Source organism: Streptosporangium sp. NPDC004379 (genome assembly GCF_042873875.1).
Lineage (GTDB): Bacteria > Actinomycetota > Actinomycetes > Streptosporangiales > Streptosporangiaceae > Streptosporangium.
In genome coordinates, this window is the sequence record NZ_JBIAMC010000026.1 from 25,492 (window position 1) to 50,597 (window position 25,106).

25 protein-coding genes and 3 tRNA genes are annotated in these 25,106 nt (G+C 71.4%); 8 read left to right on the plus strand and 20 right to left on the minus strand.

What is annotated here, in order from left to right:
* Positions 1-174 precede the first annotated feature (174 nt).
* Positions 175-996, plus strand: a complete 822-nt coding sequence (locus ACFYSC_RS34905; protein ID WP_389970050.1) for a winged helix-turn-helix domain-containing protein — start codon at positions 175-177, stop codon at positions 994-996.
* On the opposite strand, the gene ACFYSC_RS34910 is transcribed toward ACFYSC_RS34905, so the two are convergent.
* From ACFYSC_RS34910 to ACFYSC_RS34930, 5 genes are all read right to left on the minus strand, one after another.
* On the minus strand, positions 939-2,543 hold the full coding sequence (locus tag ACFYSC_RS34910; protein ID WP_389970052.1) for a serine/threonine protein kinase: 1,605 nt from the start codon (positions 2,541-2,543) through the stop codon (positions 939-941). The two genes, ACFYSC_RS34905 and ACFYSC_RS34910, sit on opposite strands and share 58 nt — an antisense overlap.
* A gap of 148 nt (positions 2,544-2,691) precedes the next feature.
* Complete coding sequence (locus ACFYSC_RS34915; protein WP_389970054.1) at positions 2,692-3,060, minus strand: hypothetical protein; 369 nt, start codon at positions 3,058-3,060, stop codon at positions 2,692-2,694.
* Between the two features lie 101 nt (positions 3,061-3,161).
* Entirely contained in the window at positions 3,162-3,539 is a 378-nt protein-coding gene (locus ACFYSC_RS34920) for a peptidase inhibitor family I36 protein (RefSeq protein WP_389970056.1), read from the minus strand.
* 230 nt (positions 3,540-3,769) lie between these two features.
* Entirely contained in the window at positions 3,770-4,213 is a 444-nt protein-coding gene (locus tag ACFYSC_RS34925; protein ID WP_389970058.1) for an ATP-binding protein, read from the minus strand.
* Positions 4,210-4,506, minus strand: coding sequence for a hypothetical protein (locus tag ACFYSC_RS34930; RefSeq protein WP_389970060.1), 297 nt, complete (start codon positions 4,504-4,506; stop codon positions 4,210-4,212). The genes ACFYSC_RS34925 and ACFYSC_RS34930 overlap by 4 nt, the downstream gene beginning before the upstream one ends.
* 290 nt (positions 4,507-4,796) lie before the next feature.
* Between ACFYSC_RS34930 and ACFYSC_RS34935 the strand changes: the two genes are divergently transcribed.
* Together ACFYSC_RS34935 and ACFYSC_RS34940 are read left to right on the plus strand one after the other, a co-directional pair.
* Positions 4,797-5,624 (plus strand): helix-turn-helix domain-containing protein, encoded by an 828-nt coding sequence (locus tag ACFYSC_RS34935; protein ID WP_389970062.1) that lies wholly within the window; start codon positions 4,797-4,799, stop codon positions 5,622-5,624.
* A complete protein-coding gene (locus tag ACFYSC_RS34940; protein WP_389970065.1) occupies positions 5,615-5,821 on the plus strand; it encodes a DUF397 domain-containing protein in 207 nt (68 codons plus the stop codon). The genes ACFYSC_RS34935 and ACFYSC_RS34940 overlap by 10 nt, the downstream gene beginning before the upstream one ends.
* Positions 5,822-5,835: 14 nt before the next feature.
* Here the strand turns inward: ACFYSC_RS34940 and ACFYSC_RS34945 are convergent, their stop codons facing one another.
* Together ACFYSC_RS34945 and ACFYSC_RS34950 are read right to left on the minus strand one after the other, a co-directional pair.
* Entirely contained in the window at positions 5,836-6,378 is a 543-nt protein-coding gene (locus ACFYSC_RS34945) for an NUDIX hydrolase (RefSeq protein ID WP_389970068.1), read from the minus strand.
* A gap of 5 nt (positions 6,379-6,383) precedes the next feature.
* Positions 6,384-7,505 carry an adenosylhomocysteinase gene (locus ACFYSC_RS34950; protein ID WP_389970071.1) on the minus strand — a complete coding sequence of 374 codons (1,122 nt, stop codon included), beginning with the start codon at positions 7,503-7,505 and terminating at the stop codon, positions 6,384-6,386.
* Positions 7,506-7,917: 412 nt separating this feature from the next.
* Here ACFYSC_RS34950 and ACFYSC_RS34955 point away from each other — a divergent pair, with 412 nt between their 5' ends.
* Complete coding sequence (locus ACFYSC_RS34955) at positions 7,918-8,745, plus strand: helix-turn-helix domain-containing protein (RefSeq protein WP_389970074.1); 828 nt, start codon at positions 7,918-7,920, stop codon at positions 8,743-8,745.
* On the plus strand, positions 8,682-8,942 hold the full coding sequence (locus ACFYSC_RS34960; RefSeq protein ID WP_389970077.1) for a DUF397 domain-containing protein: 261 nt from the start codon (positions 8,682-8,684) through the stop codon (positions 8,940-8,942). The genes ACFYSC_RS34955 and ACFYSC_RS34960 overlap by 64 nt, the downstream gene beginning before the upstream one ends.
* Before the next feature lie 182 nt (positions 8,943-9,124).
* On the opposite strand, the gene ACFYSC_RS34965 is transcribed toward ACFYSC_RS34960, so the two are convergent.
* Positions 9,125-10,117 (minus strand): hypothetical protein, encoded by a 993-nt coding sequence (locus tag ACFYSC_RS34965; protein ID WP_389970080.1) that lies wholly within the window; start codon positions 10,115-10,117, stop codon positions 9,125-9,127.
* 4 nt (positions 10,118-10,121) lie between these two features.
* Entirely contained in the window at positions 10,122-10,619 is a 498-nt protein-coding gene (locus ACFYSC_RS34970) for a SigE family RNA polymerase sigma factor (RefSeq protein ID WP_389970083.1), read from the minus strand.
* Between the two features lie 227 nt (positions 10,620-10,846).
* On the opposite strand from ACFYSC_RS34970, the gene ACFYSC_RS34975 reads away from it, so the two are divergent.
* Together ACFYSC_RS34975 and ACFYSC_RS34980 are read left to right on the plus strand one after the other, a co-directional pair.
* Positions 10,847-11,425, plus strand: a complete 579-nt coding sequence (locus ACFYSC_RS34975; protein ID WP_389970087.1) for a dienelactone hydrolase family protein — start codon at positions 10,847-10,849, stop codon at positions 11,423-11,425.
* A 131-nt stretch (positions 11,426-11,556) separates the two neighbouring features.
* Positions 11,557-12,333 (plus strand): neutral zinc metallopeptidase, encoded by a 777-nt coding sequence (locus ACFYSC_RS34980; RefSeq protein ID WP_389970090.1) that lies wholly within the window; start codon positions 11,557-11,559, stop codon positions 12,331-12,333.
* 16 nt (positions 12,334-12,349) lie between these two features.
* Here ACFYSC_RS34980 and ACFYSC_RS34985 read toward each other — a convergent pair whose 3' ends face one another.
* The 5 genes from ACFYSC_RS34985 to ACFYSC_RS35005 all read right to left on the minus strand — a co-directional run bounded on the left by ACFYSC_RS34985 (position 12,350) and on the right by ACFYSC_RS35005 (position 19,225).
* Positions 12,350-12,529 carry a hypothetical protein gene (locus ACFYSC_RS34985; protein WP_389970093.1) on the minus strand — a complete coding sequence of 60 codons (180 nt, stop codon included), beginning with the start codon at positions 12,527-12,529 and terminating at the stop codon, positions 12,350-12,352.
* Positions 12,526-13,173, minus strand: a complete 648-nt coding sequence (locus tag ACFYSC_RS34990) for a YHS domain protein (protein ID WP_389970096.1) — start codon at positions 13,171-13,173, stop codon at positions 12,526-12,528. Before ACFYSC_RS34990 ends, ACFYSC_RS34985 begins: the two co-directional genes overlap by 4 nt.
* A gap of 214 nt (positions 13,174-13,387) precedes the next feature.
* Complete coding sequence (locus ACFYSC_RS34995) at positions 13,388-16,639, minus strand: ATP-binding protein (protein ID WP_389970099.1); 3,252 nt, start codon at positions 16,637-16,639, stop codon at positions 13,388-13,390.
* A gap of 143 nt (positions 16,640-16,782) precedes the next feature.
* Complete coding sequence (locus ACFYSC_RS35000) at positions 16,783-18,198, minus strand: VWA domain-containing protein (RefSeq protein WP_389970102.1); 1,416 nt, start codon at positions 18,196-18,198, stop codon at positions 16,783-16,785.
* A 175-nt stretch (positions 18,199-18,373) separates the two neighbouring features.
* Positions 18,374-19,225, minus strand: coding sequence for an AAA family ATPase (locus ACFYSC_RS35005; protein ID WP_389970105.1), 852 nt, complete (start codon positions 19,223-19,225; stop codon positions 18,374-18,376).
* 236 nt (positions 19,226-19,461) lie between these two features.
* Between ACFYSC_RS35005 and ACFYSC_RS35010 the strand changes: the two genes are divergently transcribed.
* Positions 19,462-19,535: transfer RNA gene (locus ACFYSC_RS35010), tRNA-Lys, on the plus strand.
* 50 nt (positions 19,536-19,585) lie between these two features.
* Here ACFYSC_RS35010 and ACFYSC_RS35015 read toward each other — a convergent pair.
* The 6 genes from ACFYSC_RS35015 to ACFYSC_RS35040 all read right to left on the minus strand — a co-directional run bounded on the left by ACFYSC_RS35015 (position 19,586) and on the right by ACFYSC_RS35040 (position 25,104).
* Positions 19,586-19,738, minus strand: coding sequence for a hypothetical protein (locus ACFYSC_RS35015; RefSeq protein WP_389970108.1), 153 nt, complete (start codon positions 19,736-19,738; stop codon positions 19,586-19,588).
* A gap of 118 nt (positions 19,739-19,856) precedes the next feature.
* A tRNA-Gln gene (locus tag ACFYSC_RS35020) sits at positions 19,857-19,928 on the minus strand.
* Positions 19,929-19,946: 18 nt separating this feature from the next.
* A tRNA-Lys gene (locus tag ACFYSC_RS35025) sits at positions 19,947-20,019 on the minus strand.
* Positions 20,020-20,117: 98 nt separating this feature from the next.
* On the minus strand, positions 20,118-21,548 hold the full coding sequence (locus ACFYSC_RS35030) for a hypothetical protein (RefSeq protein ID WP_389970110.1): 1,431 nt from the start codon (positions 21,546-21,548) through the stop codon (positions 20,118-20,120).
* 63 nt (positions 21,549-21,611) lie between these two features.
* On the minus strand, positions 21,612-23,999 hold the full coding sequence (locus ACFYSC_RS35035; RefSeq protein ID WP_389970113.1) for a hypothetical protein: 2,388 nt from the start codon (positions 23,997-23,999) through the stop codon (positions 21,612-21,614).
* Positions 24,000-24,093: 94 nt separating this feature from the next.
* A complete protein-coding gene (locus ACFYSC_RS35040) occupies positions 24,094-25,104 on the minus strand; it encodes a hypothetical protein (protein ID WP_389970115.1) in 1,011 nt (336 codons plus the stop codon).
* Positions 25,105-25,106: the final 2 nt, after the last annotated feature.

A 25,106-nucleotide genomic window follows, 5' to 3' on the forward strand; every position in this document is an offset into this window, starting at 1 on the left:
GACCGGTTCCCCGCCCCGGCGTCGCCGTCGTCAACCGGCACGGGTACGGCCGGCGGCCCGGCGGTATGCGAAGTCGTTCGTCCATGACATCCGCGACCGTTTTTTTGTCATGATGTCGCCTGTGTCGGGTGGCGCGTTCGGGAGCCACCGCGTGGAAGAGGCGGTGCGGCACGTATGAGAGGTGTCATCGTTCAGCTCCCCGCGTCACGAGGCGCCGATGTCCCGGAGCTCCACGAGCTCGCCGTCGGGCAGGACGCCACCTTCGGCCGCGGGGCGGACGGATACCCGGTGGACATCCGGCTGCCGAACCCGGGTGTGTCAAGGCTGGCGGGACGCGTGCGCGCGGTCGAGGACCACTGGACGATCAGCAATCTGAGCACCACCGCCACGTACGTGGTCGAGAACCCCGAGGGCGGCGGGGAGTTCGTCAAGGTGGCGCCGCGACGGCTGGACATGCCGGTGCCGTTCGAGTTCGCCCGCGTCGTGGTTCCCGGGACCCAGGGTTCGGCGTCGTTCATGGTCTTCGCGTCGCAGCACGCCTACGCCGATCCCGGGATCCCGGAACCCGGTCACGGCGAGGCCACCACGGCCGCGTTCTCGCTCGACGAGACGACGAAGTACTTCCTCATCCTCGTGGCCCTCTGCGAACCCCGGCTGCGGGACAGCTCGACCGTGGTGATCCCCACGGTGCCGGAGATCCTGGAGCGCCTCCACGGGCTTCCCCAGTGCCCGGACCTCACCCGTTCCGCGGTGAACTTCCACATCGACTACCTGGCCCGTACGAAGCTGCGGGTCAAGGAGCCGTCGGAGGGAGGGGCGCCGGCCAAGGCCGACTGGCAGCGGGCGGCGCTGGTGTCGCTGGCCCTCCGGTTCGACCTGGTACGCGAGGAGCACCTCGCCCTCCTGCCCTCGCCTCGCCCCGCGGAGGGGAGGCCCGGTCAGTCCGGGGGCCGCTCCCCGGCGGAGGCCACGGGTGACGGCGCCGCCGGACGGTAGCGGGACAGAGCCCGGCGAACGCGTTCGGCGTAGGGCCGCAGCCGCTCCGGGATGCCGTGCTCCTGGCGGATGACGTAGTCGGCGGTCCGGTAGGAGGCCGCGAGGTTCAGCGCGGGATCGCCCGGCACAGCCTCCAGGGCCGGGGCGAAGCGGCAGAGGTAGCGGCCCAGGGCGGGGATGGAGTCCTCCGGGGTGAACGGCGGCTTCGGGACGACGCTGCGCCTGCCCGGGGGCAGGTAGAGCTGCAGCACCTCCGGAGACCAGCGCGCGATGCCGTACTCGTTCTTGACGGGGTCGCTGAGCCGGGGGTCGAAGCCGCTCTCCGCCTTGAGGATGGCCGCCACGGAGGCCGGGTACACGCCCGCCTCGTGGCACATGGTGCCGGCCTGGACGATCAGGTCGTAGTACCGCCGGGGGATGTCGGCGTCGGTCCGGAACCACTTCGAGTAGGCGGACGCCGGACGCTCCCCCTGCCGGATGTCCCCCTGCTGGGCGGACGTCCGGCGCTCCTGCCGCGGGATGCCCGCGCCGTCCCCGTGGACGGGCAGGAGGACGATCCCGGCCGCCACCACGGGAACGACGAGCCTGGCGAGCGCGCGCGGCCGTGACGCCGCCGGTGTACGGCTCGCCGCGACGGGCCGGTCCGCGGCGAGCTCCCGCACCCGTGCCAGCAACCGTTCGGCGCTGTGCTCCCGCCGGTCGGCGTGCCGCGGCGTCAGGCAGTCGGCGATCACCTCCCGCCACTCCGCCGGGAGCGAGGGGTCGAGCGCCGGCGTCGCCTTCCCCCCGGCGTACTCCGCCGCCGCGGCGGCCCGGCCGCGCGCGGTGGTCCCGGCGAACGGGAAGGAGCCGGTGAGCATCTGGTGGGCGATGACGCCGAAGGCCCAGATGTCGGCGGTCGTACGGACCGGCATGCCTCGCTGGCCGAGGGGCTCGGTCCAGCGCTCCGGGGGCACGTAGTCGGACGAGCCGAGGGGCGGGAGGTAACCGTGGGTGCCCTCCAGTTCGGCGGCCAGCCCGAAGTCCGCGAGCCGTACGGAGCCGTCGGCCATGATCAGGATGTTGCTCGGCTTGAGGTCGCCGTGCACCCACCCCTCGGCGTGCAGGTGCGCGATCCCCTCGCAGACCTCCGCGAGCAGCCGCGGGGCGTCGGGGACCGCTCCCGCGCCGTGTTCGCGGCGCAGGTCGGCGAGCGAGCCCGAAGCCAGCTCCATCACCAGGACCGCGGCGCCGTCCAGTCCGGGATGGGCCGGATCGTCGACGGTCAGGGTGTCGAAGAGCCTGATGAGCCGGGGATGTTCCAGACGCTCGTACAGCCTCATCTCGCGGTGCGTCATGTCCGCGAGATGACCCAGCTGACGCCGGTTCAACGTCCCGGTCGGGATGAACTTCAGCGCCACGCGGTCCGGGACGTCATCTCGCCCCTGAGCCGTCCGCCGCGCCTCGTAGACGCTGCTCCAGCCTCCGGTCGCGATGCCGGAGCAGATCTTCCACGCCCCCAGCGTGTATCCCGTCGGAACCCGTACCGCCCAGCCAGCCGGCTCCATTCCTCGATTATGTCGGACGTCCCCGGTCCGCGAGGAAGAAATTGATCTTTCCTCGGAAAAGCGGGCGAATGGGACGCGCTATCGGCGATTTACGGCCGGGCCGTACGATGCCCCCGTCCGGTGAGACCGTACGGCCCGGCCGCGGCTCTCAGCAGCGCGGCAGGCCGGGGATCGGCTCCCAGTTGCCGCCGACGGTCACGTAGACCGCGGAGATCCACCCCTTGGCGCCCCTTGGGGTGTCCAGGTCGGTGTACAGGTACCAGTTGTTCTTGTACTTCCCCTCGGTCCAGGGATGCGCGGCGTTCTGCCTCTGGCAGAAGAAGTAGTTGCGTCCCGCGTAGAGCGTGCCGATGGGAAGGTCGTCATGAGGGGTGGGGGCCGCCCAGCCCGAGGCGTTCTTCCAGGTGTTGTAGTAGTAGCGGGCCTGCGCGTTCGCGGCCGGTCCGGCCGCGGTGAACACACCGCCGCAGACGGCCAGGGCCGTCAGCACCGCACCGATTCGTCGTCTGCTGTTCAAGCTTTTCCTCCCGTGCCTGAAAAAGAATTCCCCGTAGGCGGTTGTGCTCGAAGCGGGTGAGAACGAGCCGCGTGGGCGGGTCCGGTCCCCTCGGTGGGCCGTCAGCCGTCGATGCAGACCCTGTCCACCTTGTTGCTGTTGTCCGTCAGGCTCTTCATCGCGCCCTTCGGGACCGATTCCAGGTAGTCCCAGTAGCCGATCTCGTAGCCGATCCAGTTGTAGAGGTGGACCGTCCCGTTGCCCCTGTTGTAGATGGAGGAGATCCGGTCGTTGAGGCCCATCTGCCCCAGGTCGAAGCACTTGCCGCCGCTGGGCGCGACCCAGATCCTGTTCGTCCCGTTGCCGCCGTCGTAGTAGCAGGAGTAGCCGGGGCTGCAATCCCACGCGAGGGCGCCGGCCTGCGCCGGGGTGGTGGCCAGGGGCGTCACCGCGACCGTGGCCGCCGCCAGCAGCACGCCGATCGTGCGTCGTGTCCTCACTATGATCACTCTCCTCTTGGGCTCGGTGACGAGTGGTGCGTGATCGTTCTGCGCCGGGGGTCATGGTCCGTCGCTTCCCCGTCCGTGTGTTCTCCGGGCGCAGGGACATCCTGTGCCGAGGACCCGGATTTCCGTAACCTGTAGGGTTCGAGGGAGCGGGAGGGCGCACTCCTTTTCAAGCCTTCAAGCCTTCAAGCCTTCAAGCCTTCAAGGCACCGAGGCCGAAGATCTCACGGCCCCCGGGGCGGGTCGCGGAGCATTTCGAACCAGACGGATCTTCCCGCCTCGTCGTCGTGTCCGGAGGCGCCCCAGGCGGTGGCGAGGAGGGCGACCAGCCACAGCCCCCGTCCGCCGTCGTCGTCGGTCCGCGGCACGTGCACGGCGGGCGCGCTGGTGGCCGAGCCGTCGTCGGTGACCTCGACGTGGACGCCCTCTGGGCCGTGGGCCAGGTGGACGGTCACCCGGCCGCCGGTCGTACGGCCGGAGTCTGAGTGGGTGACGGCGTTGGTGACGACCTCGCTGAGCAGCAGCAGGACGTCGTCGAGGACGCCGGGGGCGAGCCGTACGGCCAGCAGGTCGCGGGCCCAGGCACGGGCGGCCGGCACGGAGGACACCCGGCCGGGGAACTCCCGCCGCCACACGCGGGCCCGTACGGCCCGCCCGTCCGGTCTCACGCGGCCACCCCGGCGACCCCGGTGACCTCGGCCCTGACGATGTCGGCCGCGTTGTCGGCCTCCGCCCACACCCATTCGTCCCGCCGCCATAGACGCGTCCACCAGGGCCGCCAGGTGAAGACCCAGCCGCGGCGACGCCGGACGGCCGTGATCCGGGCGAGGACCCCGGCCGCCGCGTGGACCTCCAGGACGGGGTTCCCGGCCACCGGCAGGACCAGCGAGGTGCGGACCCCGAGGACACGCAGGTCCCAGCCGAGCCGCACCAGGTGGATGAACCGGGTCTGCTGCTCCACGGTTGCGGGGTCCGGGGCGTTCGAGGGGCCGGGAGAGGAATGGGAAATGCTGTTTTCCTGATGGGGCATCGCTGATTTCTCTCCTGTCCGAAGGGGGCTCATCCGCTTTCCCGCCCTTCCTGCCGGAAGGGGAATGCGTGTGATTAGATTGCCCTCGCGGCAGGTGAGGAAATTGCCGGTCCGCATAACCGGAGATGGCGGGGGATGACGACCGCCGGTTTACGCAAACCGTGTCGCGGTATCGCCGCCGGAACAGGGAGCCCGTTTTTCTCATTTTCGGGAGGAATGCGATGAGCGTCGAGCCTTTCCTCGACCCCGCCTCACCGCGGATGCGGTTCGGCGCGGAGATGCGCCGGCTGCGGGAGGAGGCCCGGCTCTCCCAGGCGGCGGTGGCCGCCCGGCTGGGCTGCACCCAGACCCAGGTGAGCCGCCTGGAAGCCGCGACCCGCACCCCGTCGAGGTCGGACGCCGAGCGGCTGGACCGCTTCTACGGCCTGGAGGGCGCCACCTCCTTCACCCGGCTCTACCACCGCATCCTCGCCAAGCCGGGCAGCCCGGCCTGGTTCATGAGCTGGACCGAGGAGATCGAACCCAACGCACTGGTCCTCCAATCATGGGATCCACTCCTCGTCCCGGGTCTCCTTCAGACCGAGGCGTACGCGCGGCACGTGCTCAAGCACAGCGTCCGGATCACTCCGGAGGAGTTGGAGGAGCGCGTGAGGATGCGCATGAGGCGAGGTCAGATCTTTGACAGAGATGCCTCTCCGTTGTTCACGGCCCTCATCGACGAGGGGGTGCTGCATCGCGAGGTCGGAGACGCCGAAGTGATGCGCGAGCAGCTCGATCATCTACTGGAGATGGCTCAGCGGCCTGCGATCTCCGTGCAGATCGTCGATCCGAAATGCCTGGCGGGCATGTCGGGTGCTTTTATGATCGCCGAGCTTCCGAACGGCCAGCCGGACACGATCCATGCCGATTCCTCGGTTGAGGGGCAGGTTACGGACGACTATGAATCCGTGGTTTCGGTTAGAAACCAATATGAGGCGCTACGCCGAAGTGCTTATCCTGAACGTATGTCCCTCAAAATGGTCGAGGAAGCGAGGCGGACATGGACCTGAGCGGTGCCGTGTGGCGCAAGTCATCATGTTCCGGTCCTAACGGTGGGCAGTGCGTCGAGGTCGCTTCCAACCTGCCCGGAACCGTCGCAGTCCGCGACAGCAAGGACCCCTTCGGTCCCGCGTTGCTGTTCGCTCCCGCCACATGGCGATCCTTCGTCGGCGAGGTCAAGGCCGGCGAGTTCGACTCGCCGGCCTGATCGATACGGCCGAGTCAGCGAAGTGCCTGGATGACGCGGTGCCGCAGAGCGGTGCCGTTGATGTCGTCGGCGGCCCGCCAGGCGGCGTCGGTGATCTCCTCGGTCTGGAGCGGGCCGACATCGGCGGTGGTGCGGAAGAGGAACCGGAAGTCGAAGTGCTGGTGAGCGGGCTCGCCCTTGGCGTCGTTGGCTGGAATCGGGTGGACGTCGATGTGGACGGGACGGTCACCGACCGGGGTGACGGCGTGGGAGGGGACGCCGGTCTCCTCGACGAGTTCACGCAGGGCCGCGTCCAGGAGGGTGGCGTCGGACGGCTCCAGATGACCGCCGGGCAGGAGCCATCTGTCCAGGGCGAGATGGTGGATGTGCAGGACGCGCCCGTCAGGGTCGGCGAGGATCGCGCCTGCGGTGGCATGGCCGCGGAACTCCTTGCGGGACGTGAGGCCGGCGCCGTCGTCCAGCAGTTCCAGGATCGGGGCGAGGCCGCGCTTCTCCTCGGGATGCGCGTCGAGGTAGTCGCCGATGACGGCGCGGATGTGGTCTGCCGTGATGGCCAAGTCGATCACCTGTTGAAGTAGGAGAGCCAGATCGCCGCGATGGCGGCGCGGTCGGCCGTGGAGACCTCGTGTATACCGGGGGCGAGGTCGCCGCGGGTGAGCATTCCGATTCCGGCGAGTATCTCGGCTTGGACCAGGAAGATGAACGGTCCGACACTCGCGCCGTGCAGGAAGTTGACGGCGTTACCGCCGTTCGCCAGGTAGAAATAGTGACCGGTTGTCTGATAGCGGGTGACATGGTCGCCGACCATCGTGCGGGTGTAGACGTCCGGCAGTCCGTCGAGTTCCAGTTCGTCCTCACTTGAGGTGACGGTGGCAACGTAGGCGCCGTTGCGCAGATGGGGGAAGTCCTCGCCGCGCAGGGAGACCGCGCCGGTCGCGCAGAGCACAAGCCCGGCTCCGGCCAGGGCGCTGTGCCGGTCATGGGCCACGGCGAAGCCCTGGGACATGGCCTGGGTGCGCCGGACGGGGTCGATGTCGAAGACGGTGACCTGGACTCCCTTGGCGTGCAGCAGGCGGGCGATCGAGCTGCCGAGTTTGCCGAAGCCGATCACCAGGGCCGTGCGGCCGTGCGGGATGTCACCGCGGCTGCGCATGACGGCCTCGGTGGAGAAGACCACCGACTGGCCGACGAGGAAGTCCTCGGGGTCCTTCAGCGGCGAACGGGCGACCGAGATCACCGGGCAGGGAAGTCCGCCGAGAGCCTGGTAGCGCCGGTGGCCGTTCTCGGTGTCCTCGATCACTCCGAGAAGACGGCCGGAGAAACTTCCGTTCAGGTCGTTCAAGGTCGGGGCGAAGTAGCCGCCGACGTCCAGCAGCACGATCGGCTCGGCGGCGGCCCGGGACTCGAAGTAGTCCAGCGCCGTCTTGGGCCGGTCGAACAGCTCGCGGGAGAGCGCGTCGACCGGGACGGTCTGTTCGACCTCGCGCTGCGCGGCAGCAGTGATCGACTTCGGCTTGGGCAGCACCGCCCGCAGACGGCTCATGGCCGCGACCGCGTGGACGAAGCATGGTCGTTCGGGCAGAAGGTGCGTCACCAGAAAGGACGTGACCTGTTCATCGGTGACGAACCGAGCGGTGATTTTGGCGAAGTAGGCGTCCAGCCGGGCACGTTCGAATGCTTCCATGATCATCTCTCTCGGGGTGAAGGTGGATCTTGTACGGGATGGCCGGACGCCGCGTCGGTGAGTCAAGGGCCGGTTCCGGGTTGTGGCGACGAAGGGACGGCCGGTGCTGGACGAGCGGAGGGGAGCGCCCTGTCATGTGTGGTGCGGGCAGAGAAGAGCCTGCCGGAAAGGTTGCTTTCCCGATGATGTACCGCTGGTTTCTCTCCTGTCCGAAGGGGGATCATCCGCTTTCCCGTCCTTCCTGCCGGAAGGGGAATGCGTGTGATTAGATTGCCCTCGCGGCAGGTGAGGAAATTGCCGGTCCGCATAACCGGAGATGGCGGGGGATGACGACCGCCGGTTTACGCAAACCGTGTCGCGGTATCGCCGCCGGAACAGGGAGCCCGTTTTTCTCATTTTCGGGAGGAATGCGATGAGCGTCGAGCCTTTCCTCGACCCCGCCTCACCGCGGATGCGGTTCGGCGCGGAGATGCGCCGGCTGCGGGAGGAGGCCCGGCTCTCCCAGGCGGCGGTGGCCGCCCGGCTGGGCTGCACCCAGACCCAGGTGAGCCGCCTGGAAGCCGCGACCCGCACCCCGTCGAGGTCGGACGCCGAGCGGCTGGACCGCTTCTACGGCCTGGAGGGCGCCACCTCCTTCACCCGGCTCTACCACCGCATCCTCGCCAAGCCGGGCAGCCCGGCCTGGTTCATGAGCTGGACCGAGGAGATCGAACCCAACGCACTGGTCCTGCGCTCCTGGGACCCGCTCCTCGTCCCCGGCCTGCTACAGACCGAGGCATACGCCCGGCATATCTTCATCAATGGCCCCCGTGCTGCTCCCGAGGAGGTGGAGGAACGCGTCCAGGCCCGCATGCGACGTCAGCTGATCCTCGGTCGAGAGAACTCTCCCCTGCTTCTGGTTCTCCTCGATGAGGGTGTGCTGCGTCGCAAGGTCAGCAGCTCGGAAGTGATGCGTGAGCAGCTCTCACACCTGCTGGAGATCACGCAACGACCCGACGTCTCAATTCAGATCGTCGACCCGGAGTGCATGGCCGGACTGGCCGGGCCTTTTATGATCGCCAAGCTTCCGAACGGACAACCGGACACCGTTCACGCGGATTCGCCTGTCGAAGGACAGGTTACGGACGACCCTATCTACGTGGCCTCGATATGGGACCGCTATGAAGCGATACGCCAATGGGCTTATCCTGGACATATATCCACGAAAAAGATCGAGGAAGCGAGGCGGGAGTGGACCTGAGCGCCGCAGTGTGGCGGAAGTCATCACGTTCTTCAGACAATGGTGGGCAGTGTGTCGAGGTCGCCTCCAACCTGCCCGGGACCGTCGCGGTCCGCGACAGCAAGGACCCCGCCGGTTCCGCGCTCCTGTTCGCCCCCGCCGTATGGCGGTCCTTCATCGAGGAGGTGAAGGCCGGAGGGTTCGGCCCTCCGGCCTGACCGATACGACCGGATCAGTTTCGATCATTCCTTAAGCCGAGTGCCGCCCATACCTTTCACCTGTAACCCTCGTCCGGACAACCGGTCGGGTCTCCTGTGTCTCGTAATGTTGTCGAGCCGTCCGATGAGGAGACCCGACAGCTCATGATCACGGCCCCTGAACCGGTTGCCGGATGGCACGATCACTCCCCGTCATAAACGGCCACCGTCAGCGTTCCGGGGCGCCGCAGGTACTGCGGGATGGACGTCTCCAGGTGGACCCTGATCGTTGTCGTCTTCTCACCGCTTGGCCGTTTGCCCAGATGGAGATACCCGCTCTCGGGAAGGGCGGAGCAGACGAGAAAGCCCTTGACCGGGCGCCCGTTCACCCACACCTCGTGCCTGAGCCGCTCGGCGAGGTCGTCGCCGCAGTAGGTGACGACGGCCAGGCTGCGGCCCCTGTTCGGCACGGTGAGCGTCACCTCACGGGTACCGGGCCAGGTGGCGCTGCCCTTGGCGGTCAGGCTGAGGTCCTTCCCGATCTTCGCGGGCGGGTCCACCGGGGGTGAGGCGGTCCGCGTCGTGGCCGGCGGGGTCCACTCGTACACGCCGAACCGCCATTTTCCCGGAGGCATCTTCTCCGAGTATGCCTTGACGGTGAATCTCACCGTCCGTGTCCCGGCGGGGAAGGGCTGCATGTCGACCGCCTTGCCCCGCTCGCACGAGTTCATCAGAAAGGGCGCCGGTGACAGCATGAAGTCCTTGTCCAGGCCCGGCACCCGCGCGCTGACATTCGGTTGCGCGGCTTTGGGGGAAGGGCAGTCAGGCAGGATGGCCACCGGCTTACCGCTCACCTCCACCTGAAACGTCTTCGATTCCTCGCGCGACGGGTCGAAGACCGCCGTGGTGAGTCTGCGGTAGACGGTGCCGTCGGACTCCTCGTACCGGGCCGGGAGCTTCTCGGTCACTTTCGCGGTGGTCGGCTGATCGACGTGGTCCGGCCCGCGCAGGCCGGCGATCGCTCCCGTGGTGACGACCGCGACGGTGGCGGTGACAGCGGCGGTGACGGCCGCCAGCCGGCGCCGCCGCGCGCCGCGCGTCCTGGCCCGCAGTGAGTGCCACGGGATCGGGCGGTCGAGTGCGGGGCGGCTGCGCTCGTCCAGCAGGCCGCGGAGTTCTCCCTGGTCGACATGCATGGTGCTACCCCCTCCTGTCGTACGCGAACGACTCGTCCATCCGAAGCTTCGCCAATGCCCTGCTCGCCTGGCTCTTGACCGTCCCGACGCTGCAGCCGAGCGTCGAAGCGGTCTGGGCTTCGGTCAGGTCCTCGAAGAACCGCAGCACGACGACGGCCCGTTGCCGGGCGGGCAACCGGCCGAGTGCCTGCCAGACCAGTTCGCGGTCGTCGGCCTGTCCCATGTGGTCGGCCGCCTGCGTCCGGTCGGGCGGTGACTCCCTGGTCAACTCGGCCTGTCTCCAGCGACGCCGCCACCAGGAGACGTGCAGGTTCACAATGATCTTGCGGACGTACGCCTCACGTTCGTCGCCCAGACGCGGCCACGCCTGCCATGCCTTCAGCAGCGCCGTCTGCACCAGGTCCTCGGCCGCTCCCCAGTCACGGGCGAGCAGGTAGGCGGTGCGGAGCAGCCGGTGCCACGACGCCTCGACGAACGCGTCGTACTCGGATCGATCCGCCATGTACGGTCCTTCTTCAGATGACAGTCACCCGCCTTTACGCCGCCGGAAGCACAGAAGGTTGCTCAGTCTCAAGAAGCCGTCTTCCATCGCTCTTCTGCGACCACTGACCGGCGAGGAACGCGGACATCCGGCCGGAGCGTGGCCGATCGTCGGGATTGTCGGTGTGCCCCGCCATACTCGTCCCCCGGCGGAAGCCGTCCCGGTGCCGCCGGACGAAGGGAGTGAGTATGGCCGAGGTTCTCCTGTTCCACCATGTGCACGGGCTGACGGCCGGGGTGCTGGAGTTCGCCGAGGAGCTCAGGCGGGCCGGGCACACCGTCCATGCCCCTGACCTGTACGAGGGGGAGGTCTTCGACGACTTCGAGGAGGGCGTCGCCCACGCGCAGAAGGTCGGGTTCGACGTGCTGACCGAGCGTGGGCGGGCCGCCGCCGAGGGGCTGCCCGGCGAGCTGGTCCACGCCGGGTTCTCGCTCGGCGTCCTCCCGGCGCAGTCGCTGGCCCAGACGCGGCCCGGCGCGAAGGGCGCGCTGCTGTTCCACGCCTGCATGCCGGTCTCGGAGTACGGCGGTGCGTGGCCGGAGGGGGTTCCGGTGCAGGTCCACGGCATGGACGCCGACGAGCTCTTCGTCGCTGAGGGCGACCTCGATGCGGCCCGCGCCCTGGTCGTGGAGGCCAAGGACGCCGAGCTGTTCCTCTACCCGGGTGACCGGCACCTGTTCGCCGACCCGAGCCTGTCCACGTACGACGCGGAGGCCACCGCGCTGCTCACCGAACGCGTGCTCCGCTTCCTCGACACCGTCCGCTGAGCCACGGGCGGTTCGCCCTAGTCGGTGCGTCACGGATGTTTTGTCAGTGATTGGGTAGCGGCGGGCGGGTGACGCCGACGACGAACCCCCGCCCGCCTCGTCCCCGCGCCCGGTTACGGGCGATCTCCGCCGTGATCGCCGCACTGGTGCTGTTGCTCCCGGCCTGCTCGGCGGGGGACGGCGAGCACCGCAGCATCACCGACGTGATCAAGCAGGCGATCGACGACGTCAAGCGGCACCGGGAGCAGAAGAGCGGCACCACACCGAGCCGACGGGACTCGGCTCCTCTGAGCACCGACGGGCGCACGTCCTTCGACTACGCCGCCTACCAGCGCACCCTGTCGGCCACCCTCGGCCTGCTGGAGCGGTACTGGAGCAGCCAGGTGCCGGAGCTGGGCGGCTCCTACGGCAAGCCGCGCGCCTACACCTACTACCGCTCCGACGAGGGCGGCGGCCCGGCCTGCGGCGACCAGCCCGCGCCCGCCCGCAACGCCTTCTACTGCCCGGCCGGGGACTTCATCGCGTGGGACGAGTCCGGGCTGATGATCCCGTACTACGTCAGCGGCGGCGACTTCGCCGCGTCCTTCGTACTGGCCCACGAGTTCGGTCACGCCATGCAGGCCCGGCTGCCGCGCCAGGAGCAGGCCGGAGTGCTGCGCGAGCTGCAGGCCGACTGCTTCGCCGGGGCGTGGGCGCGGTGGGTGGCGCAGCAGAACCTGCTGGAGGAGGGCGATCTGGACGAGGCCACGCTGGCGGTCTTCTCCGGCCGGGACCTGCCCGGCACCGCGTGGACCGACCCGGCCGCCCACGGCAGCGGGTTCGAACGAACCCGCGCCTTCGGCGACGGCTTCGAGTCCGGCGCCAAGACCTGCTACCCCGCCCCCGCCGAACGCTGGATCCTCCGCTGACGTCGACGCCAGGCCGTCAGGCGAGATCTTCGACGAAGGCGGAGAGTCGGACGACGTTGCGGCATTCGCGCATCGGGACGACCGCGCCGTAGGCGCTCGCCAACGAGTCGCCGGTGTCCCACCGGCTCACCGGCTCGGGGTTGAGCCAGCGGGCGGGCCGGGCCACGGCCGGTCCGCCCGGCGTTCCGCCGTTCACCGTACCGCTTCGGCCAGCCTGTCGGCGAAGTGGCGGCGGCAGGAGAGGCAGCAGAAACCGTAGGTCGTGCCCTCGTGTTCCAACGTCGCCACCGGATCCCTGGTGGTCATGCCGCACACCGGATCGACGAACACGCCGGGGTCAGCCGGAGCCGGGGTTCCGGTCCTGGCGTCACTGATCATTTCCAGCAGCGCCGACTCGCCGACGACCCGGCCCGACATCCCGTATCCGCCCTCCGGCACACCGATGACGTGTACCTCGACGTACGGCTCGCGGTGGTGGCGCTCGGGGTCGGGGTCGGCCTGTGAGATCACCCGGGTGACGGCGGCGACGAAGAACGCGCTCATGTCCTTGCGCCAGGGGCCGGGCACGTACACGCGCGCCACGTAGCGGGTCGGCCCGGCCGGGCCCAGCACGTTCCCGCCGACGACCCAGGTGCCGATCTCGTGCACGACCACATGGGTGATCGTGTCCAGGAAGTCCATCACCCCGGGATCGGTGCCGGACCCCTCGTCGCCGCCCACGACGTCGCGGATGGCGTCCACATGGGTCAGCAGCGCCTTCATGGTGAGCCCCTCGGCGAGCCGGCGCAGCTGCTCGGGGCTCTTCGTCCCGCGCGGAACGAACAGTTCGAGGAACATCATCTCCAGGACCTCCAGAACCGGCCGGGTCGATGCCGGCCGGACGCGTCGCGTACGGGCTGACGGGACACACCCTGGCGTTGCGACCTGTCAGACGGCTCTCAAGCCGCTCTCAGCCGGCTAGGGCGGCTCTCACCCCGCTTCTGGCCGACGATCCGCTGCTCCCGGCCGGCCGCGGTCTGGCGGCCGCCGGGCAGCCGGACCACCGGGCCCGTGGTCAGTGCGACAGCCGGTCGGAGACGACGGCGAGCGCGTCGTCACGGCCGAGACCTCGGCCACGGTCGTAGGCGGCCCGGTACGCTTCCGGGCCGAGCGCGGCCCGCAGTTCACGGCTCACCCTGCGGACATCGGGATCGCCGACGTCGGGGACACCACGCAACGCGTGGGCGGCACCGAGCACGGAGGCGGCGTCCCCGGCTGCACCGCTACGCAGCGCGAGTTCCGCCACGCCCACCGCGATCTGCGCCACCATCGGCATGTCAGGCATCGAGGAGGCCAGTGTGAACGCCTCCCGCAGATGGGCACGGGCCACGTGGAGGTCACCGGTGGACAGGGCCAGCCGTCCCCGGCCCAACCGCAGCAACGCGTCATTGAAGCAACCGTCGCCGAGCCGCTCGGCGGCCAGGTCGATCTGGGCCGCGGCTTCGGCCGGCTCACCGCTGTGCCGGCTCAGATCGGCCAGGAAGAGCCGCGCCATCGCCTCGGTGGCGTGCGGCGTCCTCTCGTCGAGGACCGCCAGCAACTCGGCGCGCGCCGCCACGGGCCCTCCGGTCCGGGCCCGCAGCATGGCGAGCCAGACGCGCTGGAAGTGATCGGAGCCTCCCAGGTCCCGGATCAGCGTGATCGACTCCTCCAGGGCCGAAGCGCCCGCGCGGGCATCGTCGGACATGCCCTCGGCGAGCCCGAGATAGGTCAGCGAGGTGGCCAGCCCCCAGCGTTCCCCGGCGTCCCGGAAGGCCGCCGCCGCTGCCGCGAGGTCCCGCCGCATCGTCGCCATGCCGCCGTCGGCGGCGCCGGCCAGCATGGCGCGGGTGAGGGCCAGCATCCCCCGGTGCCAGGGATCCGCGGGCGGTGGTCGCCGGTCGATCGCGGTGAGGCCGGCGGGGACGTCGTTCCCGAGCAGAGCCAGCAGCGCTGCCACCAGCGTCGCGGCCGTGTGGTCGGCGTCGCGGCCGAACGGCCCGGCGGCCGTTCCGGCCGCTTCCGCGGTTTCCGCGGTTCCGGCTGCTTCGGCTGATTCGGCCACCGGGATCGTTCCGGCTGCCCCGGCTGCCGGGATCGCTCCGGCCGCTTCGGTGGTCTCGACCGGCGAGATGGTTCCGGCCGCCGAGGCGGTCGCTTCCGCGTCCGGTACGCGCCCGCTGAGCACCGCGTGGAACAGGTACTGCGCCGCCACCTGCGTGCTCGCCGTCACCGGGGCCGCGCCGGGAACGGTCAGCGCGGTGCGTAACCGGTCGGCGGCCTCGGCATGGCCTCCCCGGATCGCCCAGAACAGCCCGAGCGCGGCGCCCAGCCTTCTGGCCGTGGCGGCATTCCCGGCCTCGGCCGCGAAGTCCAGTGCGGTGAGCAGGTTGTCCTCCTCGGCCGTCAGCACCCCGAGCCAGTACGGCTGGCCGGCGCCACGCAGATGCGGCGCCGCCCGCTCGGCGAGTTCGAGGAAGCAGGCCGCGTGCGCGACGCGCGCGGAGCCGGCCAGGCCGCTGTCGGCGAGCCGTTCCAGGCCGTACTCACGGATCGTGGCCAGCATCCGGTACCGCTCGCCCACCAGCTGCAGCAGCGACCTGTCCACCAGTGTGTCCAACGTCTCCCAGCCGACACCCACACGGTCGGCGGCCTCGGCGGTGAACGAGGACGGGAACACCGCCAGCCGGGCCGCCCGCGCACGCTCCGCGTCGGACAGCAGGTCCCAGCTCCAGGCCACCACCGCCCGCAGGGTCCGATGCCGCTCCGGCGCCGAACGCGCCCCGTGGGCCAGCACCCGGAAACGGTCGTCGAGACGGGCCAGGAGCCGCCCGAGCGTCATGGTCCGCAACCGGGCGGCCGCCAGCTCGATCGCCAGCGGCAACCCGTCCAACCGGCGGCATACCTCCGTCACCTCGGCCGCGGTGTCCTCGGTGAGCGCGAAGCCGGGGCTCACCGCGGCCGCGCGGTCGGCGAACAGCCGTGTCGCGGGACTCTCCGCCTCCGGGGCGTCGGGCAGCGGCAGCGGCGGAACAGGACACAGCCGCTCGCCGGTGACGCCGAGAGGTTCACGACCGGTGGCCAGCACCCGCAGGCGTGGGCACCGGGCCAGCAACTCGCCGACCAGTCCCGCGACGGCCTCGATCACATGTTCGCAGTTGTCCAGTACGAGCAGCGTCTCACCGGACGCCAGCACCTCGACCAGGCGGCGCACCGGATCGCCCGACCCGGCGGAGGTGTCCGGAACGCCCACCTCACGTGGCCCCAGCGCCGTGAGCACGGCCCGCGCGACATCACCGGCGGTCACCGAGGCCAGCTCCACCAGCCACACCCCGCCGTCGGTGCGCGCGGTGATCCTGGACGCGGACTCGGTCGCGAGCCGTGTCTTGCCCACGCCTCCCGGGCCGACCAGGGTCACCAGCCGGCCTTCTTCCAGCCGCGCGTGGATCCGTGCCACCTCTCCGGCACGTCCGACGAAACTCGTCAGCGGTGTGCGCAGGTTCCCCCTCGGCCGATTCCCGTCCCGCCGGTCATCGGCCGGCCGGGCGCCGTCCGGCTGTCCGCCGCGCAACACGGCCAGGTGCGCCCGCCGTACCTCCGGCCCCGGGTCGCACCCCAGCTCGTCGGCCAGCCGTCGCCGGACGTCCTCATAGAGGGCCAGCGCCTCCGCCGGCCGGCCGTCGGCGTCCAGGGCTCGTATCAGCAGGGCGCACAACCGCTCACGCAACGGGTACGCCGCGGTCAACTCGGTCAGCTCGGCCACCGGCGGCGACGCCGGCCCGCACGCGAGGTCGGCCTCCACCCGGTCCTCGATCGCGGCCAGCCGCAGCTCCCGAAGCCGTACGGCGGCGGCCACGGCGTAGGGCGCGTCCGCGGCGTCGATCAGCGGTTCACCCCGCCACAGCGCCGACGCCTCCCTCAACCGGCTCCTCGCCAGCCCGGCGTCACCCGTCCGCAACGCTCGCCGTCCCTCGTCCGCCAGCCGTTCGAACAGACAGGCGTCCACCGCCTCCGGCGGCAGATCGAGCCGATACCAGCCGCTCCCGGACCGCACGATCCGCTCGTCCGGAAGGGCCCGCCGCAGCCGCCACATCAACGACTGCAGCGCCGCCGCCGGATCCTCCGGAGCCGCCTCCGGCCACAGCGCGTCCACCAGGGAGCCCGTGGCGACCGGGTGCCCGACGTCCACCGCGAGCCGGATCAACAGCGCCTTCAGCCGAGTGCCGCCGATCCTCACCACGTCGTGGCCGACGGTCACCTCCAACGGCCCCAGTATCGACACGCGCATGTCCACACCCTGCCACGGGTGGCGGCGGTACGCCTTCCCCGCGCGGACCGTGCGCCTCCCTGGAACGGCGCGGCGACCTGCGGACCCGGCATGGCTTTCCCGCGCGGACCGTGCCGGCCGGATACCCGGACGCGAGGTGGGCGTCAGGTGAGGTCTTCGACGAAGGCGGAGAGCTGGACGACGTTGCGGCATTCGCGCATCGGGACGACCGTGCCGTAGGCGCTCGCCAGGGAGTCGCCGGTGTCCCACTGGCTCACCGGCTCGGGGTTGAGCCAGTGGGCGTGCCGGGCCTCGCGGACCATGCAGCGGAGGGTCGTAAGAGCGGGCGGCTGGTAGTTGGACCGGGCGTCGCCCAGGATCAGCAGGGACGTCTTCGGCCCCACGGCGTCGCCGTACCGTTCGGCGAACCGCTCGAAGGCGTGGCCGTAGTTCGTCCGGCCGAACCGCACCATGTCGGCCTCGGCGGTCATCCGCGTCATCGCCTCCGTCACGTCGGAGCCGGGTGTGAAGAAGCGGGTGATCTCGTCCACGGTGTCCACGAACCCGAACGCCCTGACCCTGGCGAACTGCTCGCGCAGCGCGTAGGTCAGCAGCAGCGTGAAGTGGGCGAAGGAGGCGACCGAGTCGCTGACGTCGCACAGGACGACCAGCTCCGGCCGGTGCGGGCGGCGCGGCCGGTTGACGACGGTCAGCGGCACGCCGCCGCTGGACAGCGAGGCCCGCACGGTCCGGCGGAAGTCCAGGCGGCCCCGGTGGCCGGTCCGGTTCCTGACCGTCAGCCGGGCGGCCAGCCGCCGGGCGAGCGGGTGGACCTCCCGGCGCAGCCTCACCAGGTCGGCCCGGGTGATCCGGAGGAAGTCCACCTGCTCCAGCGGCGGCCGTACGGCGGAGCGCGCGATCCGCTCGATCCCCGACTCCTCGGCGATCCGGCGGCGCACGTCGGTGGCGACGGCCTCCTCGAAGCGCCGGATGCCGTCACCGATCCGCCGCCGGGCCACCTTCTCGGCCAGGCCGCCGCGCTCCTGCCCGGCGAGGACCTCGGCCAGCAGCCGGGCCATGAGCGTCTCGGGGGACAGTGCGCGCAGCACCGGGTAGGAGAACCAGTTCTGCCGGCCGGGGGAGGCGGCCTGGCGGCCGAAGCGCTCCACCATGGCGCGGGCGAAGGCGTCCATGCCCTCGGCGCCCAGCAGCAGCTCCGCCAGCCGGTCGCGCAGCTCTGGCAGGTCGGCGGTCCCCGGGTCCACACCCGCGGTGAGGTCCCGGGACGCGGAGACGCCGGGGTCCCCGTCGCGCGGGTCCGCGGGCTCCTCCGGATCCCGGGCCGCGGGCGGGGCGGTGGTCGCGGCGGGGAACCACAGGTCGAAGAGAGCGTCGAACCCCGGCCGGTACGACGGCCGCTTGACCAGCGTGGCGGCGTAGGCGGCGCGCAGCGACTCGCGTTCGGCCAGGTCGACGACCAGCAGCGCCCGTGCGGCGTCCAGCCCCTCGGCCGGTGACACCGGCAGCCCGGCCTCGCGCAGCGCGCGCACGAAGCCGACGTGCCGGTCCAGCAGGCTCACCGCCCGGCCCCCGCCCGGCCGTGCCGGAGCGTCCGGAGGGTAATCCGGCCCGCCCGGCTGTCCCGGAGGGTAATCCGGCCCGGACGGGAGGGTGTCCGAACCGTCCGGTGAGCCGTCTCGGCCGGGCGGGCGCGGGACGGGCTCCCGGACGGTCCGGACAGTCCGGTCCGGCCGGTCACAGGCCCAGCTCCTTGCGGGTCCGCGCCTGGTCGGAGGCGTGTTTGAGCACCACCCCCAGGGTGGCGTCCACGGTCGCCTCGTCCAGCTCGGTCCGCCCGAGGGCGAGCAGGGTTTCGGCCCAGTCGACGGTCTCGGCGATGGAGGGCGACTTCTTCAGCTCCAGGGCGCGCATCGTGGCGACCGTACGGGCGAGCCGTTCGGCCAGGTCCGCCTCGACGCCGGGCACCCGCGCCAGCACGATGTCACGCTCGCGCTCCGGCGTCGGGTACTCCAGATGCAGGTAGAGGCAGCGCCGCCTGAGGGCCTCCGACAGCTCGCGGCTCGCGTTGGAGGTCAGCACCACGTACGGCCGGCGTGTGGCGGTGACCGTGCCCAGCTCGGGGATCGTGACCTGGTAGTCGGACAGGACCTCCAGCAGCAGGCCCTCCACCTCGACGTCGGCCTTGTCGATCTCGTCGATCAGCAGGACCGTCGGGGCGTCGGCGCGGATCGCCCGCAGCAGCGGGCGCTCCAGCAGGAACTCCTGGGTGAAGATGTCGTCGTGGGCGGCGTCCCAGCCCTCGCCGCCGCCCGCCTGGATGCGCAGGAGCTGCTTCTTGTAGTTCCACTCGTACAGCGCCCGGGCCTCGTCGAGCCCCTCGTAGCACTGGAGGCGGATCAGCGCGGCGCCGGTCGCCGCCGACACGGCCTTGGCGAGCTGGGTCTTGCCCACCCCGGCCGGCCCCTCGGCCAGCAGCGGCTTGCCGAGCGCGCCGGCGAGGAACACCGAGGTCGCGATGGAGTCGTCGGAGAGGTAGTCCGCGGCGGCGAGCCGGTCACGGACGTCGGCGGGCGAGGCGAACCACATGTGTGCTCCCGGGCGGGACCCGGACGCGATCCGGGCGGACTCGAACAGGCTCGTACAGGTACCGAATGTTGTTCTAGCGTAGCCGCTGACAGCGCCGGGCGGCATCGGGTGTCCCGCCGCCCGGCGGCTCCGGCGCCGGGGCGCTTCGGGCAGGAGAGGCCGCCTCCGCCTTCGGCCGGGCCCCGTATTCCGGTTCGGATCGTCCGGCGGAGTGCGCTATTCTTCAAGGGCTTCACGCGCCGCTAGCTCAGTTGGTTAGAGCAGCTGACTCTTAATCAGCGGGTCCGGGGTTCGAGTCCCTGGCGGCGCACAGAAAAGAAGCCCCGGCCCGGGTGCACCCGGGCCGGGGCTTCTTTCGATCTACGACTCCGGTGGGGCTTCAAGGCGTTCCGCGGCGGCGTAAGGGTCCGTCAGGGCATCCTCCCGGACTCCGCCGACGGCGTTGATCTGTTCGGCGGACAGGCCCGTGAGCAGAGCGACACGGGCGAGGTTCGAGCCGTCGAGTTTGCGCATGGACTCCGTCATCCTGGTGCGGATCTCCTCCCGCCGCAGTTCCGAGTAGACCCGGACCGCTTCGGCGACCAGTTCCTTCCTCGGGCTTTCTTCGGGCGCCCGGGCGCCGGCGGTACGGCCTCGCCGGCCGGGCTCGAACCGGCGCCCACCCGGTCCAGAGCCGGGCGCTCCACCACTGAGCTACGGCGAGGCCGTCCGTCGCGCGCGGCACCGCCGGCCGGGCTCGAACCGGCGCCCACCTGGTAAAGAGCCAGGCGTTCTACCACTGAACTACAGCGTGCCGGTGCCAGTCTGCCCGATGGCCCCAGGCGGAGGCCACCGGTTAACGACGGCTCCGGAGGCCGCCCGCCGGTGGGTCCTCCCTGGGAGGACCCACCGATCACCGGCTCACCGGTCCGGCAGGGGGCGTCGTGGGCAGGTCGCTCGCGACCACCCCGGAGGCCAGCCCATGGTAGGCCTCGGCGGCCAGCTCCGGCTTGACGCGCCCGCCGCTGAACACCCCTGCCCGGCGGAGCAGCGCCGCCCACACCGGGTCGGCGATGGTCACACCGTGCACCAGCTCGGGCGTCGGCCGGAACACCGCCGTCCCGCGCCGGGCGGCGGGCGCGGTCCAGCCGGTCCGCTCCGGATCGAGCCCCGCCGTACGGCAGGCCGCCTCGACGTCCGGACGGGTGCAGGACGCCTCACCGTCGAGCACCTCCCAGGGCGGCGGCAGAGCAGCCCACACCGCGGTGCCCGGGTCGACCCCGCCGCCGGAGACCTGATGCCAGGCGGCGAGATCGGCCGCCATGAACCGCATGACCTTGCCCGGACAGGCGGCGTCCAGAAGCTCCAAAGCGTCCAGTGAGGCCAGACAGGCGAGCCAGCCGGCCCGGGCCGCGTTGTAGGCGGTCGCCAGGTTGTTCCACGTGCTGGAGTCGTCACCCCGGCGCACGATCATCGTCGTGCGGTCGACGCCGGGACTCCAGCGGTCACGGAGCAGGCCGGCGCTCTCCCGCATGACCGCCGACCACCGGCCGAGCAGCAGTCCCCGCTCCTCGTCGGTGAGGCGGGCGAGGACGTCGGGTGTCGCCCGCACCTGGGCGATCATCCACCAGTCGCTTCCCGTCGCGCACCGGTCGAGCAGCACCTGGGCGATCTCGTCGAACGGGTTGTCCCGTCCGGACAGGCTGAACTCCCGGCGCACCTTGCGCCGGGCGGTGTAGTAGGCGACGAAGCAGGCGGCGTCGACGTCGGCGGCGAACCGCTCCGGCGGGATGTCGGCGCCGAAGCCGGTGACACCCACCATGAGCAGGCGCCGCTTGTCCTGCTCGATGCTCAGCGTGCCCGCCTTGGCGGCGATCCTGCGCAGCATCCGGAAGCGGCGGTTGTACTGCCGCTTGGACAGGTCCATCCCCGCCGCGTCCCGGGCCCGCCGGTCGAGCCGGTCCGCCAGGAAGTCGCTTCGCTCCGGCGCCCAGCCGATCGAGCGGCCCACGGTGGCCGCGAAGGCGAGCAGAGCCTCCGGGTCGTCCGGATCGCACTCCGCAGGGTGCTCGAACAGCCGGGCGGCCGTCGCGACCTGCCGGGTGCCGCCCACCGGCCTGGCGTAGTCGTCGGACATCGAGGAGAACCACGCCTCGCCACGGGAGGAGTGCGCGGCCGCGCGCCCCAGCACGACGCGCTCGCGCCGCGTCAGCCGTCCCTTCAGCGCCTGCAGCACCAGATCGGCCACATCCTCGGGCCGGTAGCGCCGGTCCAGTGATCGGTGCAGCTCGGCGAGGATCCGGCGGAGACGGTTGTCGTCGTTCTTGTGCTCGCGGAACGCCATGGGATCATCATCTCCGCCGGGTCCGGTGAAGTTCGACCGGATTATCCGCCGGATGACGTGAGGTCAGGGGCCGCCCGGCCTGGAGCCGGGTGAGGACGGCGGATGCGACGCGTTCCAGTGCGGTTCGATCCTGGACGGAAGCCGGATGGCCAGCAGGAGGGCCAGGAACCCGATGACGCCCCCGCTGATGATCAGGATGAGGGCGAGCCGCCAGTCGCCCTCCCCCCGGTCGTCCTCCCGGCCCGCGGTGGGGGAGGTGGCGGCGGGCGGCGGCAGGGCCGACTCGACCAGCCTGGTCGCCGCCCGCGCCGGGGTGTCGAACTCCGCCGACACCAGCTTGCCGGGATCGACGGACCGGGCGACCCTGCCCAGCGCGTCGCGCAGCCCGCGGCCGACGGACCCGTTGGCCAGCACGAGGATCGAGCGGCCCGGCGGGTCGGCGAACGCCTCCGACCGGGAGTAGTCCCCGGCGACCTCCCTGGGCACGAGGGCGGCCAGCACCTCTTCCTTCCGGAGGTCGCGCAGCGGGTCGGCCGCCGGGACGGTCCTCGGCTTCAGCGAGGGATGGCGCTCGCGCAGGAACCGTTCGGGGCTCTCCCCGGAGAGGGCGTCGGGAGGGGTGTCGGGCACCGAGACCCGGGCCTTGCCGTCCGGGCTCGTCAGGGCCGCCGCCACCTGCTCGGGCCCGGTCCGCCTGGCGTCGTAGACCAGGACGTACGGGTCCGGGACCGGGATGGTGGCGACCTCCGAGAACCCCTGCGCCGCGGGCGGGTCCGCCGGAGGCTCGGGCGCGGCGCCGTCCGGCGGGGCGGGGTCCGGGGAAGGGGCCGTCACGAGCAGCACGGCCGGTTCCCCGAGGGGCGCGGCGGCGGCGGGGGCGTCGCTCAGCCGGACCTCGGGCCGGTGGCCCGCCCGCCGTACGGCCGCTTCCACGAGACGCCTGGCGAACTCGTCGCGCCGCCCGGCCGATGCCTGGACGACGACCACGTCCGGGCCCGTCCCGGCGGTGCCCTCCTCGGTGGGCGGGTCGTCGCCGGAGGCGCTCACCATCGCGACGGCGCCGATGGCGATCAGGGTGACGGCCAGCGCCATGAACGCGGCGGCCAGGGTGAGCCTGCCGTGCGGGCTCCAGAGGGGCCCGAACCGCTTCGCGTGGTCCGCCCGCTCCAGCCCGCCGAGCGCGGTCCGCATCGAGGGCGGCACGGCGCCCGGCCGATGGGGCGCGGTCGTCGTGGCGGGCGCGGCCCCGTTCAGCCGCCTCCACGGCGTGCCGATGAGCGAGGTCAGCCTGCTGACGGGAGAGGTGTGCCGCGCCTCGTCGGGTTCCCGCTCCTCGCCGGGTCCGAGGGCGCGCGGGGCCGCGCCGGGCCACGGGGAGCCGCCCGCCGGAACCGGTTCCGGAACCCCGCCGCCGGGCACGGCGCGCCGGAGCCCCGTCGTGGCTCCCGGGGCCGCGACGGACTCCTCCGCCCAGGGGTCCTCCGCGCCTCGGCGGCCGGCCGCGGAGCCCGGGGCCGCGCCGGGAGCCTCCCGGAACCCCGGCTCCCACCCCGCCGCCTCCTCCTCCACCTCGGCGTCATCGGAGGACAGCTGCTCCTCGGGGTAGCCCGAGTGTTCGAGCAGCCGTACGGCGTCCGGAAGGTCGTCGGGGCCGAACGACAGTGGCTCGGTCATCCGGGCGAGGTTCTCCAGCATGTCCTCGACGCGGACGTCGGGCCGGGTCAGCAGGTCCAGGCAGACCTTCGCCCGGCTGTCCTGCCAGGCGGTCTCCGTTCCGCGGCCCCAGCGCACCTCGTGGGCGTCCTCCGGCGCGTGCCGCGCGAAGGACAGCCTGATCCGGTGCCGGGCCGTGCTGCTGACCCAGGTCGCCGCGGTCAGCCTCGACCGCATGCCGTACGGCAGGAGGGCGGCGACGGTGTCCAGGAAGCGCAGCCGTTCGGCCATGGGAACCCGTTCCGCGCCCACCACGCAGACGGGCCGCCCGGTCAGCAGCAGCGCGGCGGCGCACCGCGCGTCCGGCCCGGGGTCGAAGGCCGCGGGATCGGCCTCCGGCACCCGCACGACCAGCGGGGCGTACGGGGTCACCGGCAGGCGCGCGAGGGCGCGGTAGAGCGCCTCGTAGGACACCCGGTGAGCGGCCAGTTCCTCGTAGGGGACGTAGAACCAGCGGGTGTAGGCGATCTTCCGGTTGGTGGCGTCCCGGTGCCCGGACCACTCCTGGACCGCGAGCACGACGTGGCGCGACACCCGCTCCCGCTCCCTGGTCGCCGCGACCGCGATCGTCAGCTGGGGCAGGTCCGCCGACAGGCCGGTGGCGTACCTGTTCCTGATCTCCTCGAAGACCTCGGGCCCGAGGCGGTCGTCGCTCCAGGAGAGCAGCTCGTAGTCGTTGTGGGCGCCGGGCCGTTTCCCCTCCAGCGCCCACTCGAACCCGATGTCGTGGCCGGTCACGAGCCTCCCCTCCCTGGTCGTACGGCGGGCGTCCCGTGCCGGAGCCCCGCTCGTACGGCGGGCGTCCCGCGCCGGAGCCCCGCCGTGCGGCCGGTCACGAGACCCCCTTCGCCGGCCGGGTCGCGGCGAGTCGCTGTCCCAGCCAGAGCATGGGCTCCACCACGTTGATCGGGTGCAGCTGCCCCCGGATGCGCGAGTCCTCGTCCGCCTCCCCCGGGACCATGTTCTGGAAGTCGTCCCAGTCGAAACACCTCGTGCGCCGGTCGACGTAGAAGCCGATCGAGGAGGTGGCGAAGAAACGGATCCGGTCCGGGTGGAAGAACTGTTCGAGCGTCTTGAGCACCATGTCGGCGCTGCCGGTGGCCGACACCTGGGACAGCTCGTGGAACAGCTCCCGCGCGTCGTCGCCGGCCACCCGCGGCAGCCGGTAGGGGTCGTCGTCGTCCGTGGTGAGCAGCCCCCGCGCCTCGGCCGTCTCCAGCACCCGGGGGTCGTCGAACTTGGTGACGCACACGGCGACGTGGTGCGGCAGCTTCCCGTCGGTGAACCCGCCGGTGGCGAGCATCCGCTCGGCGAGCCGGTTGAGCGGAGGGTACATGTGGTCGAAGGCGTCCCCGAAGGTGAACTCCCTGATCGGGTCGAAGAGGAAGACGATGCCCCGGCTCTGCTCCAGGTTGTCCAGCAGCTCCTGCCTGCGGGGGTCCTCCGAGGGGTCCGGGCCGCTCGGGCCGCCCGCCGTACGCTGTCCCGTGCCGAACAGTCCCCCGGGGGCGTCGATCATGCCGATGCCGATCCGGGGCGGCTCCGCCTGCCTGGACTTCCTGCCCCAGAAGCCGGTCCTCCGGGGAGGGGGGCCGATGAGCGTCCAGTGGTAGCGCTCCAGGGCCATGCTCGCCTCGGGGAACACCTTGCCCCGCAGGAGGTCGTTGGTCCGCTCGATCAGGTAGTCCGACGACGCGGGATCGGATCCGACGATCTTCCAGCCGTCGTCGCTCCTGGTCAGGGCGGTGTACAGCGCCGCCAGCAGGGTGGTCTTACCGCTGCCGGGGGCGCCCCACATGGCGATGTTGTGATCGGGGCGTCCCCGGCTCGGATCGGGCTGCATGG